General features: G+C 68.5%; 14 protein-coding genes. 9 read left to right on the top strand and 5 right to left on the bottom strand.

Annotated elements, in window-relative coordinates:
* Positions 1-57: 57 nt before the first annotated feature.
* From ACOOHE_RS00160 to ACOOHE_RS00140, 5 genes are all read left to right on the top strand, one after another.
* Positions 58-3,174, top strand: coding sequence for a hypothetical protein (locus tag ACOOHE_RS00160; protein ID WP_420455777.1), 3,117 nt, complete (start codon positions 58-60; stop codon positions 3,172-3,174).
* Between the two features lie 143 nt (positions 3,175-3,317).
* Positions 3,318-7,643, top strand: coding sequence for a S8 family serine peptidase (locus tag ACOOHE_RS00155; protein ID WP_420455776.1), 4,326 nt, complete (start codon positions 3,318-3,320; stop codon positions 7,641-7,643).
* A gap of 60 nt (positions 7,644-7,703) precedes the next feature.
* The gene (locus ACOOHE_RS00150; protein ID WP_420455775.1) at positions 7,704-8,411 is read left to right on the top strand and encodes a hypothetical protein; all 708 of its coding nucleotides are present in this window, start codon (positions 7,704-7,706) and stop codon (positions 8,409-8,411) included.
* Positions 8,412-8,621: 210 nt separating this feature from the next.
* Positions 8,622-8,858, top strand: a complete 237-nt coding sequence (locus ACOOHE_RS00145; RefSeq protein WP_420455774.1) for a hypothetical protein — start codon at positions 8,622-8,624, stop codon at positions 8,856-8,858.
* Positions 8,855-9,280, top strand: coding sequence for a PIN domain-containing protein (locus tag ACOOHE_RS00140; RefSeq protein WP_420455773.1), 426 nt, complete (start codon positions 8,855-8,857; stop codon positions 9,278-9,280). Before ACOOHE_RS00145 ends, ACOOHE_RS00140 begins: the two co-directional genes overlap by 4 nt.
* A 5-nt stretch (positions 9,281-9,285) precedes the next feature.
* Here the strand turns inward: ACOOHE_RS00140 and ACOOHE_RS00135 are convergent, their stop codons facing one another.
* From ACOOHE_RS00135 to ACOOHE_RS00120, 4 genes are read right to left on the bottom strand one after another with little or no spacing between them, the layout of a single operon-like run.
* Positions 9,286-10,128, bottom strand: a complete 843-nt coding sequence (locus tag ACOOHE_RS00135; protein ID WP_420455772.1) for a hypothetical protein — start codon at positions 10,126-10,128, stop codon at positions 9,286-9,288.
* Positions 10,128-10,526 (bottom strand): helix-turn-helix domain-containing protein, encoded by a 399-nt coding sequence (locus tag ACOOHE_RS00130; RefSeq protein WP_420455771.1) that lies wholly within the window; start codon positions 10,524-10,526, stop codon positions 10,128-10,130. The genes ACOOHE_RS00135 and ACOOHE_RS00130 overlap by 1 nt, the downstream gene beginning before the upstream one ends.
* A gap of 13 nt (positions 10,527-10,539) precedes the next feature.
* Complete coding sequence (locus ACOOHE_RS00125; RefSeq protein ID WP_420457640.1) at positions 10,540-11,469, bottom strand: helix-turn-helix domain-containing protein; 930 nt, start codon at positions 11,467-11,469, stop codon at positions 10,540-10,542.
* 11 nt (positions 11,470-11,480) lie between these two features.
* The gene (locus ACOOHE_RS00120) at positions 11,481-11,756 is read right to left on the bottom strand and encodes a hypothetical protein (protein WP_420455770.1); all 276 of its coding nucleotides are present in this window, start codon (positions 11,754-11,756) and stop codon (positions 11,481-11,483) included.
* A gap of 99 nt (positions 11,757-11,855) precedes the next feature.
* Here ACOOHE_RS00120 and ACOOHE_RS00115 point away from each other — a divergent pair, with 99 nt between their 5' ends.
* The 4 genes from ACOOHE_RS00115 (at position 11,856) to ACOOHE_RS00100 (ending at position 15,244) form a co-directional block, all read left to right on the top strand.
* Positions 11,856-12,605, top strand: coding sequence for a LexA family transcriptional regulator (locus tag ACOOHE_RS00115; protein ID WP_420455769.1), 750 nt, complete (start codon positions 11,856-11,858; stop codon positions 12,603-12,605).
* A 567-nt stretch (positions 12,606-13,172) separates the two neighbouring features.
* Positions 13,173-13,421, top strand: coding sequence for a hypothetical protein (locus tag ACOOHE_RS00110; RefSeq protein WP_420455768.1), 249 nt, complete (start codon positions 13,173-13,175; stop codon positions 13,419-13,421).
* 56 nt (positions 13,422-13,477) lie between these two features.
* Entirely contained in the window at positions 13,478-14,002 is a 525-nt protein-coding gene (locus tag ACOOHE_RS00105; RefSeq protein ID WP_420455767.1) for a hypothetical protein, read from the top strand.
* A 54-nt stretch (positions 14,003-14,056) separates the two neighbouring features.
* Positions 14,057-15,244, top strand: coding sequence for a DNA-methyltransferase (locus tag ACOOHE_RS00100; RefSeq protein WP_420455766.1), 1,188 nt, complete (start codon positions 14,057-14,059; stop codon positions 15,242-15,244).
* Here ACOOHE_RS00100 and ACOOHE_RS00095 read toward each other — a convergent pair.
* The gene (locus ACOOHE_RS00095) at positions 15,241-16,110 is read right to left on the bottom strand and encodes a phospholipase D-like domain-containing protein (RefSeq protein WP_420455765.1); all 870 of its coding nucleotides are present in this window, start codon (positions 16,108-16,110) and stop codon (positions 15,241-15,243) included. The genes ACOOHE_RS00100 and ACOOHE_RS00095 overlap by 4 nt on opposite strands.
* Positions 16,111-16,153: the final 43 nt, after the last annotated feature.

The following is a 16,153-nucleotide window of genomic DNA, read 5'->3' as shown; positions in this document are numbered from 1 at the left end:
TCTGCCCCCGCATTTGGAAGGTGGCGGAGCGCGCTAGAGGCGGGTCATGGAGCCCACGTGCTGCTGGCCCTGTCCCCGAGGGACGACGAGGAGGGGGTGCTGGCGCTCAGGGGGTTCTTGATCAACCGGCTGAGGGAGATCGACGCGCACCCGGCCGGATTAGCTGGGATGCCACCTCACGTCGTCCTCGGCATTAGAAGTCTGCTGGGGCACGAGCACCTCCCGCGGGCTGGCGACGAGCTTAGAGGGGAGTTCCACGACAAGGTTAGGGCGGCCTATCGTTCCCTGCTGGCGGTGGACGCCGATCGGACAGGGCGGAGGAAACTCCCCGTCTTCGACCGCGCCCGGATGTGGGCCAACGCGGTGCTCGACCGTGCTGTGAGACCAAGCGTAGTCGTCGCGATGGAGCGCGAACTGTTCGGGTGGCCCGATTCCGGAATCGACCGCGAGAGTCTCCTCGACGAGATCAGGAAGCCGTGGACACCGACGGTCGAACGCCTGGAGGCCGCTTCTCAGATCGTTGGCGCTGTCGGAGACGCCAGTCGATCTCAAGTCGAGAACGCTCTTTGTCACTCCCTCTTCGCGTGGCCCCTCCTCGTGAGTGGGCGTAGAGCCTCGACCCTCCCCATCGGGGTACACATCACGCGATCCGAGCACGTGCGTCCTGACGATCATTTCTCCGTAGTAGGCGTCAGTGGTGACCTCTCCACAGAGGACTGGAATCTTCGGATGAGGCAGTGTGTCGTGGTAGCCAAGGAGCTTTGGGCAGCGAAGAACGGCCGTACGGGTGAGTTCAGGGGAGAAGTCGACCGGGCCTGGGTCACCTTCGATTTTGGATTGGCCTCTACGATATCAGAAGCCGTTGCTAACCCGGGAGTTGGGGTTGATCCGGTAGAGCTGTACGACGCGAGCGCTGAGGTCCATTTCACTCAGGTCGTGCTGTCTCGCATTCGGGGATACGTCAAGACGCCCTCCGTCGTAGTGTCCGGACGAATCGGTCCGCGACTAGACAGTGACGACCGTACTGATCTGGACCCGACAAGCGAAGCCGACGGTGGTCCACCAGCCGCTACCCGGAACGATGCCCCTTCTGGCGGTTCGGAGCAGCCTGGGAGTCACTTAGAGCCTGTCCGGCGCGCCGACGATCGCAATCCGTGGGTCGATAGCGATGAATCTGAGGAACAGCCGCGTCCGCCCCCCTGGACTCACGGCCCCCCGCGCAACTACGCCTTCATAGGCTCGGAGGCTGAGGTCGAGAAACTCCGCCTGGCGTCAGAGACTCACATGTTCCAGGGAGCCGTTCTCAGCAGGGCATACAACCGATTCAACCCCCGGACAAGCGCAAGTCAACTCTGGTCCATTGACTACCAGGTAAAGCCGGGTGACGTCCAAGCCGTTTCTGATCTCGTCCAACCTGGCGCGTATCGTCAGTTCTCGTACATCCGAGCCCCCGATGCCCGAGCGGCACACATCCGTTATAAGGACAAGTCACCTCACGCCCCCAGTCTTCCCCCGGCCGAATCAGAGCCGGTGAGGGAGGTTGTCGAAGCTGTATACGAGGGATCAGACCGGGTCGTCGACCTCCGTGGTCGCACGGGCGTTAAGACCGTTCACGCAGTCGCGGCGCTCAACTACTTGAACACGACTGTCAGGGGGCGAATGGGCCTCCGTATGCCCCCCTCCTTCTCGTGGGCGGTCTTAGCGCCTGTCAGCTTAGAGCGGGGGGAGGCTTTCTGGGAGCTTGTGTACGAGGCATGTGGAGCGCCCCCAGAGGAGCTCCGTCGCCTGTATGCGCAACCCCAAAGCGCGGTGGCCGAGATCGCCTCCGTCCTCAACACCTTCGTTCCGTCACCCGAGGCGCCTGAGTTTGTGGCGCCGGACGTTCTGGTAATCGAGGCGCCAACCAGAGAATGGTCTCCCGAACCACGCGATGGCTGGAATCCGTATGCGTTGCATAGCGTGATTCCGGAGGTCGCCCCACGTCTCTACAGCCGACCCGGAACCTCGATCTTGGGGAGGACCCGAATTGTGTTCGTCGATGCCGCCGCGCCTGAGATGGAAGCGGGTCCTGGCATGGGCATCCCCCCAGCCGACCTGGAAGCCCTGGTCCGACTCAGCCCCTTCTACGGCGGGTTTACTCAGGAGATGGCAATCGGAGCGTTGTGGCGGTGTCCACCCGACTGGGGCGCACCGATCGACATCGTACAGCGGCTGGAGGAGTTGCAGGTCCTCGTTCGGGCTTCCACGAGGTACTACATCTCACCGTGGGCTCGGCGCATTGTGTCGTTCGAGTGGAGATCTCTTCCGGAGAACGAGCAGGCGGCGCTCCTGGTAGCATGCACAATAGCGTATGACCCCTACTCCATCGGCGCAGTCGCCCGAGGGGCAGTGATGGGTGATGCTGTGGACGCCGAATTCCGTCACGACGTAGTCCGCCTGCTGCTTCGAGCGTCCGTCCGACAGCGAGGAGACAAGAGAGTAAAGACACAACGTCTTCTTGGGCGTACGCTAGAGCAGAAGTGGCCTCCGTCGTGGGAGTTGGTGCGGTTGCTTTTGAGCGTCCGTCAGGTTCGGAGGGCGCGCCGTGTTGCCCACGAGATTATGGACGGTCCCTCATTCTCTTTTGACGTGTACAGCTCCGTGGTCGCAGGCGACCTCGAACGCGCGAGCGTTCGCTGGGAAGGAGAACGAGCAGTCCGGGCAGCCGATGAGCACTACGCCCATGCGTGGGCGGGGTCGGAACGTGACGACGTCAGGCTATATGTCGGCTCTCGCAGGTACCTACTTGCTGACTTGGCCAGAGGAACGACAGAGGCAGAAGAGCTCGATTGGGTACAAGAGCTGTATGGCCTGTCCAGGTATGAGAATGACCTGTCCCCGGCCCATCCCAGCTACTTGGAATGGTTGGGGGACGCTGAGAAGTCGGACGTCGAGGCGCTCCGTAGGTATGTGGCAGCATCAGCGGCCCACCCAAACCGGACGGTCCTTGCAGCCAAAGCGATCGGTTCGGCCGTGCTCTGTGGAGTCTCCGCAGAAGAGGCGATCCGTGAGATCCCGACGCGGGTTGTTTTGATGAAGCTCAGCAAATGGGACCTCAGCAGGCTGAAGCCCCAGCCGACTGAAGAGGCGGATGCGAGACTGATTGAGGGCGTGAGCGCGGTGCTGGGCGTCTGAGAGACGGGGCGTTCTGTTAAGAAATAGAGAACGGCGCAAAGTGACCAGGCCTTCTCAGGGATAGGGGTGGCCCCGTCCTCCAGCCGCACTCGGCGCGCTGAGGTAGGGGTGAACGACGGGCAACCGTCCAAACCACTATCAAAATGTTTCGACTTGCTATCTGGTCAGCTCTGCTCGGTGCTGCCCTCAACTCTACCGCGATGGCTCAACGGAGCCCGTCTCCTCAGACGAGTTTCTCGGTCACCGCAGAGCCCGCCGCGTTGATGGCGTTGGCCGGCGAGGGGCACTTCTCTACTACCGTCGATGGACAGACCTACCTAACAGCCGAGGCGCTCTCGCTTGCCAAGTCCCTGGGGCACGAGATCGTCCCGCACTCCGTCCGGGTCGAGGTCGGCTCTGCTTCTCTCGCTCGTTCGTCCGCTGCGGAGACCGTAAGTGGTGCCAACGGCAACGACGTCTCGATCCCGGACTACTCCGACGGACCGGGTTGGGCGTACTCCGACGTCACGATCAGCGATGCCCCCGAGGGCGCGACCGTCACGGAGGTCCGCGTCGGGACGAGGATAGTCCACACGTACCCGGGCGACCTCGTTCTGGAGGTCTGGAACGACGGCGTCACGTTCCGTTTCTGGGACCGCCTCGGCGGCGCCGACGACGGCGGCTGGGACGCCGATGGCGACACCGACGACGACATCGAGGACGTCCGCTCGACCAGTGTCTACAACGGCCGCCCGGTCAACGGGACCTGGTACCTCGACGCCTATGACTACGCGGCGTACGACACTGGCTACATCGACTTCGTGGTCTTCGAGATCGACTTCGAGAGCGACTCCGGGAGCGGGGAGCCGGACATCGATGTGACCCCGTCCTCCATCGAGGCTACGGCCGAGCCAGGAGATACCGTCTACCGTGAACTCGAGATCGAGAACGACGGCGACGAGCCCTTGAGCTTCTCAGTGACGGGGGCTGTCGGCTCGACGGCCAATGCGAGGGTCGACGCGAGACTGGCCCTCGCGGTCACGCTTCAAGAGGTCCCAGTCCCCGTCCGGGTCCCCGCCTCGCTCACGACTGAAGTGGCTCGACGGCCTTCCGATCCTGTCGACGTCATCGTCCGTATCCAGACCGATTTTCCGGTCAAGCTGACGCCGCTGGCGGAGGCGGAGAGGAGCGCGCAAGTCTCAGCCGTGTCCGAACGGGTGGCCGAGTTCACCTCCGCCGCGCTGGCGGCCGGCGCCGAGTCCGTTCGCCGCGTGTCGACTGACCTCCCGTTCGTCTCGATGCGCGTCGACGCGGGCGCGCTCGAGTGGCTCGCGAGCGACCCCCGTGTGGTCTCAATCCGCGAAGACCGGGCCCTGATCGCGCACGCGCTCCCGACCTACGACGTCCCGCGCTCGCTCCTGGACGATTCGATTCCCCTCGTGGGGGCCGACGTGGCGCAGGCCGCCGGGTTCGACGGCGACGGCACGTCGGTCGCCATCATTGATACAGGCGTCGACCGCTTCCATCCGCACTTCAACCAGGGCGGGGTCGTTCGCGAGGCGTGCTTCTCGATCGACTCCGGGTCCCGGACCACGGGGTGCCCCGGCGGGGGCGTCGAGGAGTACGGAGCGGGGGCGGCCGAGCCGCTGACTTCGCACGGCAGTCACGTCGCTGCCATTGCGGCCGGTACGTACGGCGTTGCACCTCGGGCCACGATCCTCGCGGCCAACGTCTTCCATCTCCAGCAGGACCCCGACGAGTGCGACGGTGCGGCTCCTTGCGCGAAGGCGATGACGACGGACATCGCCGAGGGGATGGCCTGGGCGTACCAGAACCGGAGCCAATACAATTTGGCTGCCGTCAACCTCTCCCTGGGGAACAAGACCGAGAACGCGGTGGCCTGCGACGATGCGGGAGACCCCATCTACATCGAGGCCCTCCGGCTTGCCAACGCGGGCGTGCTCGTCATCTCTTCCGCCGGCAATGAGGAATACACCAACGGTATCGGCTACCCGGCGTGCATGAGCCCGATCGTCGCCGTAGGCGGGACGGACAAGGACGACGAGGTTGGTGTGACGTTCACGAACTCGGGCGACCTCGTCGACCTGTGGGCTCCGGGACGGCGGATCGTGGCCGCCGTTCCAGGAGGGGGGACGGACTCGAAGACAGGAACCTCGATGTCCGCTCCCCACGTGACGGGCGCCGCCGCCTCGCTCCGTCAGCAGGGAGTCACGGGCGACCAGGCCCGCACCCGTATCGTCACGACTGGCGACCCGATCACCGACCCTCGGAACGGTCTGACCCGTCGACGTCTCCGCGTTGACCAAGCGCTCGGTCTGAACGGTGGCGGGGGCGGCGACTGGCTTGCCATCGACGTGACCGGGGGGACGCTCCAGCCCGGCTCGTCCCAGATGATCGGGGTGAACCTCGACGCGAACGGTCTCGGCGACGGGACGTACGACGGGGAAATTGAGATCCAGTCGAACGACCCCGACGAGCCGGTCGTGACCGTGCCGATCGCGTTCACCGTCTCGGGGAGTGGGACTGGCAACCCCGGCGGCGACGGCCCCGACCTCCGGATCCTTTCGGCGTCGTACGGCGGCGGCTCGGTCGAGGCCGGAACGGAAGCCACCATCGAGTACACGATCCAGAACGCGGGCAACGAGCGTGTCATGGGCCACGTGAGTGGCAGCTCCTACAAGAGCTGCTTCTGGCTCTCGACGGACGCCTCGTTCAACGCGGATTCCGATGTGTACGTCGGGTGCGACTCCATCCAGGAGAACGTCCATGCCCCAGCGGGCTGGACCTCGGACCGAGACGAAGACGAAAACGTCCCGGACGTGAGCCCCGGCACGTACCAACTCTTCGTCTACGCCGACTACGACGAGGACTCGCCAGGCTCGGGCCGCGTCGCCGAGACGGTCGAGACGAACAACCTCTTCGGCCCGGTCGCCGTCACCGTGACGTCGTCCGGGAGCGCGGGGATCGACGTCCAGCCGACCTCGGTCTCGTTCGGGACCGTCAGCGTCGGCGCCAGCGCCACGCGTTCGCTCACTGTGTCGAACACGGGGACCGCCGCGCTGGCCGTCGACGTCGATGTCGACTGCCCGGCGTTCGCGCTCGCCGGGTCCGGTTCGTTCTCCGTGTCGGCCGGTGCGAGCAGGGACGTGACCGTCCGGTTCGAGCCCTCCGGAGCTGGGGCCGCGTCGTGCAGCGCCGTGGTCTCATCCAACGCCGGGTCCGACATCATCGTCGCGCTCTCCGGCGTCGGGTCAGCGTCGGGGGGGGGCGTCGTCGTCTCAGCTCCGACCACTTCGGTCGGTTCGGGCACGTCGTTCGAACTCCCGGTCAACGTGAGCGGGCTTGGCACCGACGTGATCTCGTTCTCGATGGTCGTCGGCTACGATCCGACCGTCGTCGAGGTCGACGGCGTCTCTGTCAACGGTACGCTGGCCGACGGCTTCAACGTCAGCGCCAACCCGACGACGGGGCGGATCTCCGTGTCGGCCGCCAGTGCGTCTCCGTTCTCGACCGACGGCGTCCTCGTCATCCTGACGGGCCAAGCCGTCGGCGACGGGACGAGTCCGGTGACGTTCGAGTCCGCCGTCTTCAATGAGGGGACCCCGGCCGTCTCGACGCAGGACGGCTCGGTTTCGGTCTCGGCCTGCGTGTGCGGCGACGCGTCCGGCGACTCCAGCGTTAGTGCCTACGACGCGGCGCTCATCCTCAGGCACGAAGTTGGACTCCCCTACGACACGTTCAGCGCGTGCGGTGCCGACGCGAGCGGGAACGGTCAGATCACGTCCTACGACGCCTCCCTGGTACTCCAAAGCGTGTCGGGGATCTCGGGGACGCTCATGTGCTCGTCGGGAGCGAACTCGGCTACCACGAGTGCGGCCCGGTCCATGGGCGCGTCGTGGCGCATCGTCGAGCGACTCGCCGGCCGAGTCCGTGTCGCTGTTGACATCCCGGCGGGCACCCGCTCGGTCTCCCTATCTGGGGCCGCCCTCGCCTCCGGCACCGTGGTCGACGTCCCCACGGGGTGGGCGGTCGCCTACAACGCCGAGGGGCACTTGGCTACGGCAGGCCCCGCCGATGCCGGCGTGCCGCTCGTGATCGAAGTGCCCGCAGATGGGGCCGACCTCGTAGCAGACGTCGCCTTCGACGAGGGACAGGCCTCCGCGCTGCGGCCGCTGGCGGTCGGTCCCGATGTCTCCGAGTGGGCCGTGAGTCCCCCCAGGCCGAACCCCACGACCTCGTCCGTCTCCATGTCGGTCGACGTTCCGGTCGAGGCAGAGGTCGGTCAGGTCAGGGTCGTCGTCGTCGATGCTCTGGGCCGAGTCGTGGCAGACGCCCTGCGGGACCTTCCTGCGGGCGGTCGGCGCGAGGTCACTGTCGACCTCGCCGGGCTCGCGCCTGGCGTCTATGTCGCCGTCGTCACGGCGCCATCCGGCGACCGGTTCTCCCACCGGTTCACCATCATCCGCTAGATCGCGTCCCCTCCTAACCAATGGCGGGGGCACCTCCGGGTGCTCCCGCCCCCGAATCTGATGACACACCGAACAATCATCTTCGCCCTCGGGCTCGTGGTCGCCTCGGCTGCCCGTGCGCAGCCCATACAGGTCAACGTTCCCACGTTTTCTATCGGCGTCGCGGAGACCGCAACCGCCGCCGTCACGATCACAGGAACTGGGACCGCCCCGGTCTTGGCCTACGAAGCTCGGTTCGCCGTCGACCCGAGCGTGGCCGAGTTCGTCGGCGTCTCGTTAGCGGGCACGGCGTCGGAGGGGTGGACCGTCGTCGTCAACTCGACGTCACCAGGCCGTTTCGTCGTGTCGGCCGCCAGCGCGACGCCCCTCGCCAGCGACGGTCCGCTGTTCTCGCTGACGCTGGAGGGTGTAGGGGTGGGGGCGAGCTCGCTCAGCCTGCCGTACTTCCGAGCGAACGAGGGGTCTCCGGAGGTCGCTGTCGAAGACGGTACAGTCGTCGTCGGTGGCTCCGTTTCGTCTGAGCCAGACCCTTCTGTCCAACGGCTCTCTGTGTATCCCAATCCGACGTCCGGGCAGGTCCGAATCACTGGTCCGTGCCCGACACCCTCGCCTACCCTCCACGTCTGGACGGTGACAGGGCGTCTCGTCGCTCGAACGTCGGAGCCGGAGTGCGGACCATGGGACCTCGACTTCGGAGCTTTACCAGCCGGGGTTTACTCCGTTGGCGCTCCCGGCGTAGCACCCGTCCGAGTCACCGTCATCCGTTAGAGGATGCGAGGCACCGGGACTCCGGAGTCCCGGTGCCGTCCCAACGAAAGCTGCCCGATCCTGTACGCCGGAGCTCCGAACTCGGTAGGTTCAGGATTCTGAACGTGAGAAGCGGCGGCGTGCGTAGCAGCCGGCTCAACGCGGACGCCGGAACGCGGAGCGCTTCAGTCCCTACGTTGTAGAACCGGACCAATGCTCAGCGAGACTCCTATGCCCGCAACGCTCTCTCCTGCCCAGCGCGAGATCCTCTCGCTCCTGCGCCACGACCTTCCCGAGGACACGCTCGACGAGATCCGCCGGGCCATCGCCGAGGTCCTCTACCGCCGGCTCACGGCCGAGGCAGACCGGGTCTGGGACGCCAACGGGTGGACCGACGAGGACGCCGAGCGGATGCTCCACGCCCACGATCGGCGCAGCTCCACGGACGACGCCGGCGCCGACTCGTGAGCCCGGTCCGCGTCGTCCTCGACACCAACGTCCTCCTCGTCTCGCTCTCCACCCGGTCCCCTTATCACTGGGCGCTCCGGGCGGTCGCCGAGGGTCGAGCCACGCTCTGCGTCACGACCGGGATCGCGCTCGAGTACGAGGAGGTCGTCGCCGACCGCATGGGCCGCGCCGCGGGCGACGTCCTCACCTCGTTCCTCGACGGCGTCCCGTCGGTCGAGTGGGTCCGCGTCCGGTACCGCTGGCGGCTCGTTACCGCTGACCCCGACGACGACAAGTTCGCCGACTGCGCCCTCGCGGCCGGGGCGACCGTCGTCTCGGAAGACCGCCATTTCGACCCCGTCCGCGACCTCGACTTCCCGCCGCTCCGCGTCGTTGGGATCGAGGGGTTCCGCAAGCTCCTCGACGAGGGCGAGGGCGGATAGCCCCATCACACAAAACAAAACCCCGACTGGCACGGGAGCCCCGCCTCATCCGTCTCGCCGTCGCCGAGTTGCACCTCCGCCAGCGGCACGCCGCTCCGGTGGAGGAAGACCCCGGGGTCCCACTCCCTGAGCTCCTCTTCGAGCGCAACTGCCCGCGCCCAGTCCTCCGGCCACTCGTCCCGGAGCTGCCGCCACTGGCGGTCCCCACGGAACGGGCAGCACCAGCACGACGACTTCGGAGGGCGCGGCCACCCGTGCTCCTCGACGAGCCGGACACACTCCGCCCGCGTTGTCGGCCGGTCGAAGATGAGCGGCCATCGCGTCGTCATCCATTGCACCCGGTCGCCCGAGAGCCGGTTCACCTCGTCGCGGCTGATCCCGAGCCAGTTGACGACAGGCCCCCGCTCGCTCCGCCCTGCCGGCCCGTAGCCCAACTGGCGGACGTAGCGCCGGACGACCTCCCGCTTCCACTCGCCCGAGCAGAAGTTGCGCATCTGGCCTACCGGTCCACGCCCGTCGTCGCCTGGCCGGCGCGTGTACACCGGCATCAGCGGCTTCCCGTCGGCCGAATGGAGGTCCTTCGTCGCGAGGCTGTGGGGGGCGACCTCGACCACGAGGCCGACCTCCGCCAGCGCTGGCCCGACGACCTCATCGAGGTACGCCCACGTCGCCGACGCCTCGCGCGACGTGTCGGCCATGACGATCCGCTCCGGCCGCGGCAGCTCGCCTCGGAGCACGAGGACAGCGATCGCCGCCGACTGCGTCCCGCCCCCGTAGCTCCACACGACGGGCCGCTCGCCGGCCCCCGCCGTCGTCCACCGCGCGCCGCGTTCTGCCGTTCCGCTCATCAGTCGTCCCCGTCGCTCGGTGCCGCCTCACCGTCGGCCAGCCACGATTCCAGGTCCGCGCGCCTCACCCGCCAGCCCCGGCTCGTCCGCGTCGCCGGGAGCGGCCCCCGGTCCGACAAGCCCCCGCCGATCCACCGCTGGACCGTCTCGGACCGCCGTCGCCCCGTGAGCCCGGCGTAGGCCGCCGCCTCGTCCGTCGTCAGCCAGTCCTTCAGGCCCGCCCGCGTCGCCGCCGCCTCCAGCCGCTCGGCCAGCCGCGCCAGGCTCCGCGCGTGGCGCTCGGCCTCCTCGCGGGCGCCCCGCGCCGCGGCCTCGGCTACGAGCTCGGCCAGCTCGCTCCGGCTCAGCGTGACGACCTGGACGGCCGCCAGGCTCCCACTCTGTACGTTCGGGGTCATCGCTCTCATCGGATCACATGGACGGCGCCTCGGCGCCGGGTGGGGAGGAGGGCACGGAGCGAGCGGGACGGTGGAACAGGGCGGCGCCATCGGGCTGGCGGACGACCTCGAACTCGGACATCCGCCCCATCCCCCCGTTCGACTCGCACCACCGGACCATTTCGGCGTGCGAGAGGAGGGGGGAGGCCTCGGCCGACTCACCTGCGTAGCCCCGCCGGAGTGCGGCGACCAGCCATCCTGGCCCGTGCGGCGGCTTCGGGCTCTGCCTCCGCTCGTCGTACAGCCGCGCCGCCTGGCCCACGGCCTCCGCCCCGTGAGATGCCGCCAGTTCCTCGGCAACGGGCCGGTCTACGCCCCGCCGAACCAGCGCCGACACAGCATCTTCCCCATCCTCACTTCTCATCGCAGCAGCAGCATCGCCGACGATCACTCGGAGTGGAACGGCTCCGCCGGCCTCGCGCGCGGCATGTTGCTGCTGCTGAGGGTTCAGAGAGGTGTTCTCTGTGGGTTCGGGTGGGCGCAGTGCCACACCCCCCGTGGGCGCACCGTCACCCCCCTGTGGGCGCAGCGCCACCCCTCCCCCCGTGGGCGTACCGCCACGGGTGGGTGACGCCTGCCCCGTGGGCGCACGGTCACCCGTGGGCGAGTCGCCACCCGTGGGCGCGCCGTCACCCGTGGCGCCCGGCCCGCCCCCCAGTGCCCCGCCCACGAGGTGGTACACCGTGCTCCGGCCCGGCCGCGTCTCGCGCCCGACGAACCCCTCGCGCTCGAGCCAGTCGAGCTGGCGGAGCACCGTCCGCCGGTCGGCCGTCGCGCACTTCCGCCCGAGCGTGGCCACGCTCGGCCAGCACACGCCCTCGTCGTTCGCGTTGTCGGCCAGCGCGAGCAGCAGCAGCCGGTGGCTGCTCCGCCTCGGGCGTTCGCTCGCCCACACCCGGGTCATCCACGCCAGGCTCATCGCTCCACCCTCATCTGGACCACGGCCTCCGGCGGCACCTCGACCTCGCCCCGCTCGATCCCGAGGAGGAGCACCTCGATCCGCACGAGCGTCGGCTGCCCGGTGTCCGTCCCACGCAACACCTCCGTCACGCAACGGACGCTCCGCCCGACCTGGCTGGCGACCCACCGACGTTTGAGGCCGAGCGTCTCGACGCGATCGTACGCACGACTTCTACGCTCGGAGTAGCCGTTCGGGAGTCCGGTGCGGGCGGGGCTTGGCGGGAGGGGCATCACGTGAGGTATGTTGCGTCGCTGCTGGTCACGTGAGCGAACGTTACGCAACGTTTCATGCTTGCGCAACAGTGCTTGTCGAACCCGCCCGCGCCTCCCGTGCCCCGCTCCTCCGGCCCCGCCACGCCGACCGCCCCCGACGGCTCGCCCATCGACCCCGACCGCTTCGCCGCCGCCGTCTCGGCCGCGCTCGCCGAGCAGGACCTCTCCCAGGCCGACCTCGCCCGCGCCGCCGACGTCTCGCGCTCGTCGGTCTCCCGCTACCTCTCCGGCGCGCTCACGCCGTCGCGCGAGACGGCCGCCCGCGTCCTCGACACGCTCGGTCTCGCATGGGCCGACGTGTCGGCGGCCTCGCCCGCTCTCCCGGCCGAGGTCGTCCTCATCCCGCGCGACGGCTACGCCCAGGGCGCGCGGTCCGTCGAGGAGGGGTACGTCAACGGCGACGGCCACGGCCACGTTGTTGCCGCGCTCGAGCGTGACCCGTACTCGCGGACCGAGCTGGCCCGGCTCACAGGGATGGACCCCGACCGCTTCCGGTCGTGCACCATCATCGGCGACTCGCTCGTCCCCGAGATCCCACCCAACACGCGCGCCGTCTACGTCCCCGTCGAGGAACACGTCGGCGACGGCCTCTACCTCGTGGCCATCGACGAGGCCCACGTCGTCAAGCGCGTCCAGCGGCTCGCCGACGGGACGCTCCGGTTCCTCCCGTACAACCCGGACTACGAGCCCGAGACGCTCACGCCGGTCCGCGACGCCGACACCGAGAACACGTACCGGACGGGGACCGGCGGGATCGCCGTCGTGAGGTTCGTCGGGAAGGTCGTCTACTACCCCAAGGCCGCGTAGCAGGTGAAGCCGACGCCCCCCGGCTCGGCGTGCCGCTCGAGGCCGGGCCGCTCGCCTCGGTGAGCCCCGGCGTCGTGCCGAGACCCCGCTGGCGGCGCGGACGCTCCCGCCCCGCCCTCAGGCTGACGCTGACCGGTTCGCCTCGCCGCCCGCCCGTCCGGCCGGGCCGCTCGGCTCTGTGCCGTCCGTCGTAGGCCGGCGGGACGACGGCGCCCGGCCCTGACGGTCCCGGCGCAGTGCGCCGAGGGCTGGCCTCCCGTCGGGCTCCGCCCTCTGGTCGGGCGGACTACGGTGCGGCCTGCGGCCGCGGTCTCGGGGGGTGCGCCCGGGGGCTCACGCAAGGTAGGCGCGACGGCCTGCCGGCCTCTCCGGGCTGCGACAAGGGCCGCTCCGGCTGACGCCTCCGCTCCGTGCTCGCCGTCCTCCTGCCGACGAGCGGCCGTCCGGGCGGCTCCGCGCGGCCCTGGCCTCCGCCCTCCGCGCGCGAATGCGGGGCTTCCAGCCCCCGGGCGCTGGGCCTCTCGGTCCCGCCTCGGGGTGGTTGTCTCACTCACATCCCCTGCAGCCATGCGCATCCGCTTCGAACGCCTCTTCCGCGACGGGTTCACCGTCACCGACCTCGACCGGCCCGGCCGCGTCCTCGTCGTCTACCGCGACCGCGACCCCCGCGCCTACGACGCCCTCCGCGAGCTCGAGCTCTGCATGGTCTCGGTCACGCCCGCCCGCGAGGCCCAGCTGCACAGCGTCATCGCCGCCGCCTGGCGCGCCCGCGACGCCCAGCGCTCGACCTCCGCTGCTGTCCGCCTCGCCGCGTAGCCCCTCACCCTCCCGCTGCGGCAGCCGTCGCCAGCGGGGCACCCCTCTCTTCCATCATGGCTTCCCCTGCCCGCAAGCTTCCCCGCCCCTCCGAATCCGCCCGGATCTCGCCGGCCGCCTGCCCCTTCTGCAAAGGCGCTGGCGAGGTCCACTACCGCGAGCGCGACCCCGACACCGGCCGCGTCGCCTACGAAGGCGTCGAGCCCTGCGAGGCGTGCGACGGCATCGGCTGGCCTGGTCTCGTCTACGGCGGCCCGCTCCCCGGTGGCTCTGTCCGCGAGCATGCCCGCGTTTATAGGCTCCACCCACCACGCTTCGCACTAGGCCTCATCGTCGCCACGCCCGGTGCGCTCGCCCTCGCCCACGAGCACGGTGTCGACGTTCGCGCGCTCCTCCGGCGCCACCGCGCCGGCGACTGGGGCGACCTCTGCCGCGACGATGCGCTGGCGAACGACCTCGCGCTCGACCCGGCGTGCCCGGCCCGGCTCCTATCGGCCTACGACACGCCCGGCGGGCGGCTCTGGATCATCACTGAGGCCAACCGCTCCACAACCACCGTTCTCCGTCCAGAGGAGTATTGACCCCGCTCGGCCGGGGCGCTGCGTGTGCCCTGGCCGGTATCTTGAGAGCAACAGTTGCGAAACAGACGAAACACCGTGAAACAGGCACCCGACGTCATCGAGCGGCTCAACGGAGAGGCGACGAGCCTCGATGCTCACCTCGACGACGTCAAGGCCGCCGCCGCAGAACTCGGTTACGCCGACGCCGGGGAGTACCTCCTCGCCCTCCACAGGATGTACCGGGACGGCCACGCGCACGTCCCCCGGAAGGACACGTGGAGTCCGCAGTTCAGCGGTGACCCGCCATCCATCGCTTTCGAGCGACCGGGAGGAACCGGCACCCTCTATCACGGAGACTCGGCCGCACTCATGGCCGACCATCTCGACCCCGAGAGTGTCGACCTCATCATGACGAGCCCGCCGTTCGGACTCGTTCGGAAGAAAGCGTACGGGAACGAGGACGCCGACGAGTACCTCGACTGGTTCGACCAGTTCGCGTACGGAATGCGCCGGGTGCTCAAGGAGACCGGCAGCCTCGTCATCGACATCGGAGGGGCGTGGCAGAAGGGGAGGCCGACACGGAGCCTCTACCATTTCGAGCTGCTGAGCCGGCTGTGCCGAGGGTTCGGGTTCTACCTCGCCCAGGAGTTCTACTGGTGGAACCCCGCCAAGCTGCCGCTCCCCGCCGAGTGGGTCAACGTCCGCCGCATCCGGGTCAAGGACTCGGTCAACTGCGTCTGGTGGCTGTCGAGGACGCCGTTCCCGCGAGCTTCGAACAAGCGCGTGCTCCAACCATACTCCGACAGCATGAACGAGATGGTCGAGAGGGGGAGCTACAACACGAAGCGCCGCTCTGGGGGGCACAAGCCCGGCGAGACGAGCTTCCTGGCCCAACACGGCGGCAGTATCCCGCACAACCTGATCGCAGCGGCGAACACGAAGGGGAACAGTGCATACCGGCAGTACTGCACTGAGAACGACGTGCCCATCCACCCAGCCCAGTTCCCGTCCGTCCTGCCAGCCTTCTTCATCCGGATGCTGACGGACCAGGGCGACGTGGTGCTCGACCCGTTCGCTGGAAGCTGCGTGACGGGCGAGGTCGCCGAGCAGATGGGCCGCCGGTGGATCTGCTGCGAGCTCTCCGAGGAGTACGTCAAGGGTGCGAAGGGCCGCTTCGGCCCGCAAGCGCCGGAACCTTTTTGCCGAGTTCGAAACGAACCGGACCGAGCCCTACGCCGCGCAGCCTCCGAGCCCGCAGGTTAGCTGGCGGTCTCGCTCGAAGTCCGCCAGCGGCCATCGTCGTCGCGCTCGATCTGCCCTCGCTGCTTGAGTCGCTGTTGCGCCGTGCGGACGGCGTGCTTCCACTTACGGCCGAAGTTCTCGCCCTCGATCACGCGGTTCTCGTCGTCGCAGAGGTCGGGATGAATCTCCTGAACGTGCCGGTGGAGCTCTCGCGTCGTCATGGGTCCCTCACGTCTGAGGACGTAGAGCACCGTGCGGGCGAATGCGGTGTGGATGGGCTCGCCTCGGGCATAGCCGCGGACGAGCACGTCCTTTGCTTGGCGGACGGCGTTGTCGAACCGTTCCTGCGCAGGCGCGGGCGTCCGAGCCTCCGCAAGCGCCGCCCTCGCGTCGAGCGTGTGCTTCCGAAGCTCGGCCAAGTCGGCCGCCCCGAGGTCCGATCCGAGCGCAGCGTAGTCGAGCACGTCGCGCCGCACGTCGGCCGCCAGTCGGGCGTCGAGCAGGCGGAGCCCGTACTCGTAGTTGAGGCGGAGGCCGCCAGCGGTGAGGTTGCCCGACGTGACGATGGCTTGCCCCTCGTCAGCGACGTAGACCTTCCCGTGCAGTCGCGGAAGGTGAATGAGGCGGACGCTCTCGGCAGCGGCGTAGAGTCCGATCAGCGCCTCGGGGTCGGTCGATCCCTGCGCAGCGTGGACGGGAGACAGATCCGTGAGGACCGTAACTTGACCGCGGCTGAGGACCGCCCCGCCATGTGCGACGAGAAACTGAACTCCCGCTTTCGTGATGTACGCCGACGAGACGGTGATGCTTGACTCGGCGGAGCCGAAGAGCTCACCAAGCTGGCGGCTCCAACCGCGCCCGAGAGTTTCAACGAGAGGATGTTTCATGTCTGAGTGCAGCGCAGGCCGGAAGGTCGTCACCGAGTTCTCG

Source organism: Rubrivirga sp. (assembly GCF_965213695.1).
Lineage (GTDB): Bacteria > Bacteroidota > Rhodothermia > Rhodothermales > Rubricoccaceae > Rubrivirga.
Note: the sequence above shows the minus strand (reverse complement) of the source record. Positions and strands in the feature narration are given on the sequence as shown.

Excerpts from the sequence above, each read along its gene's own strand:
- ACOOHE_RS00145 (WP_420455774.1), top strand. The coding sequence starts at position 8,622 with ATGCCCGCAACGCTCTCTCCTGCCCAGCGCGAGATCCTCTCGCTCCTG.
- ACOOHE_RS00110 (WP_420455768.1), top strand. The coding sequence starts at position 13,173 with ATGCGCATCCGCTTCGAACGCCTCTTCCGCGACGGGTTCACCGTCACC.
- ACOOHE_RS00155 (WP_420455776.1), top strand. The coding sequence starts at position 3,318 with ATGTTTCGACTTGCTATCTGGTCAGCTCTGCTCGGTGCTGCCCTCAAC.
- ACOOHE_RS00130 (WP_420455771.1), bottom strand. The coding sequence starts at position 10,526 with ATGACCCCGAACGTACAGAGTGGGAGCCTGGCGGCCGTCCAGGTCGTC.
- ACOOHE_RS00105 (WP_420455767.1), top strand. The coding sequence starts at position 13,478 with ATGGCTTCCCCTGCCCGCAAGCTTCCCCGCCCCTCCGAATCCGCCCGG.
- ACOOHE_RS00150 (WP_420455775.1), top strand. The coding sequence starts at position 7,704 with ATGACACACCGAACAATCATCTTCGCCCTCGGGCTCGTGGTCGCCTCG.
- ACOOHE_RS00135 (WP_420455772.1), bottom strand. The coding sequence starts at position 10,128 with ATGAGCGGAACGGCAGAACGCGGCGCGCGGTGGACGACGGCGGGGGCC.
- ACOOHE_RS00120 (WP_420455770.1), bottom strand. The coding sequence starts at position 11,756 with ATGCCCCTCCCGCCAAGCCCCGCCCGCACCGGACTCCCGAACGGCTAC.
- ACOOHE_RS00095 (WP_420455765.1), bottom strand. The coding sequence starts at position 16,110 with ATGAAACATCCTCTCGTTGAAACTCTCGGGCGCGGTTGGAGCCGCCAG.
- ACOOHE_RS00125 (WP_420457640.1), bottom strand. The coding sequence starts at position 11,469 with ATGACCCGGGTGTGGGCGAGCGAACGCCCGAGGCGGAGCAGCCACCGG.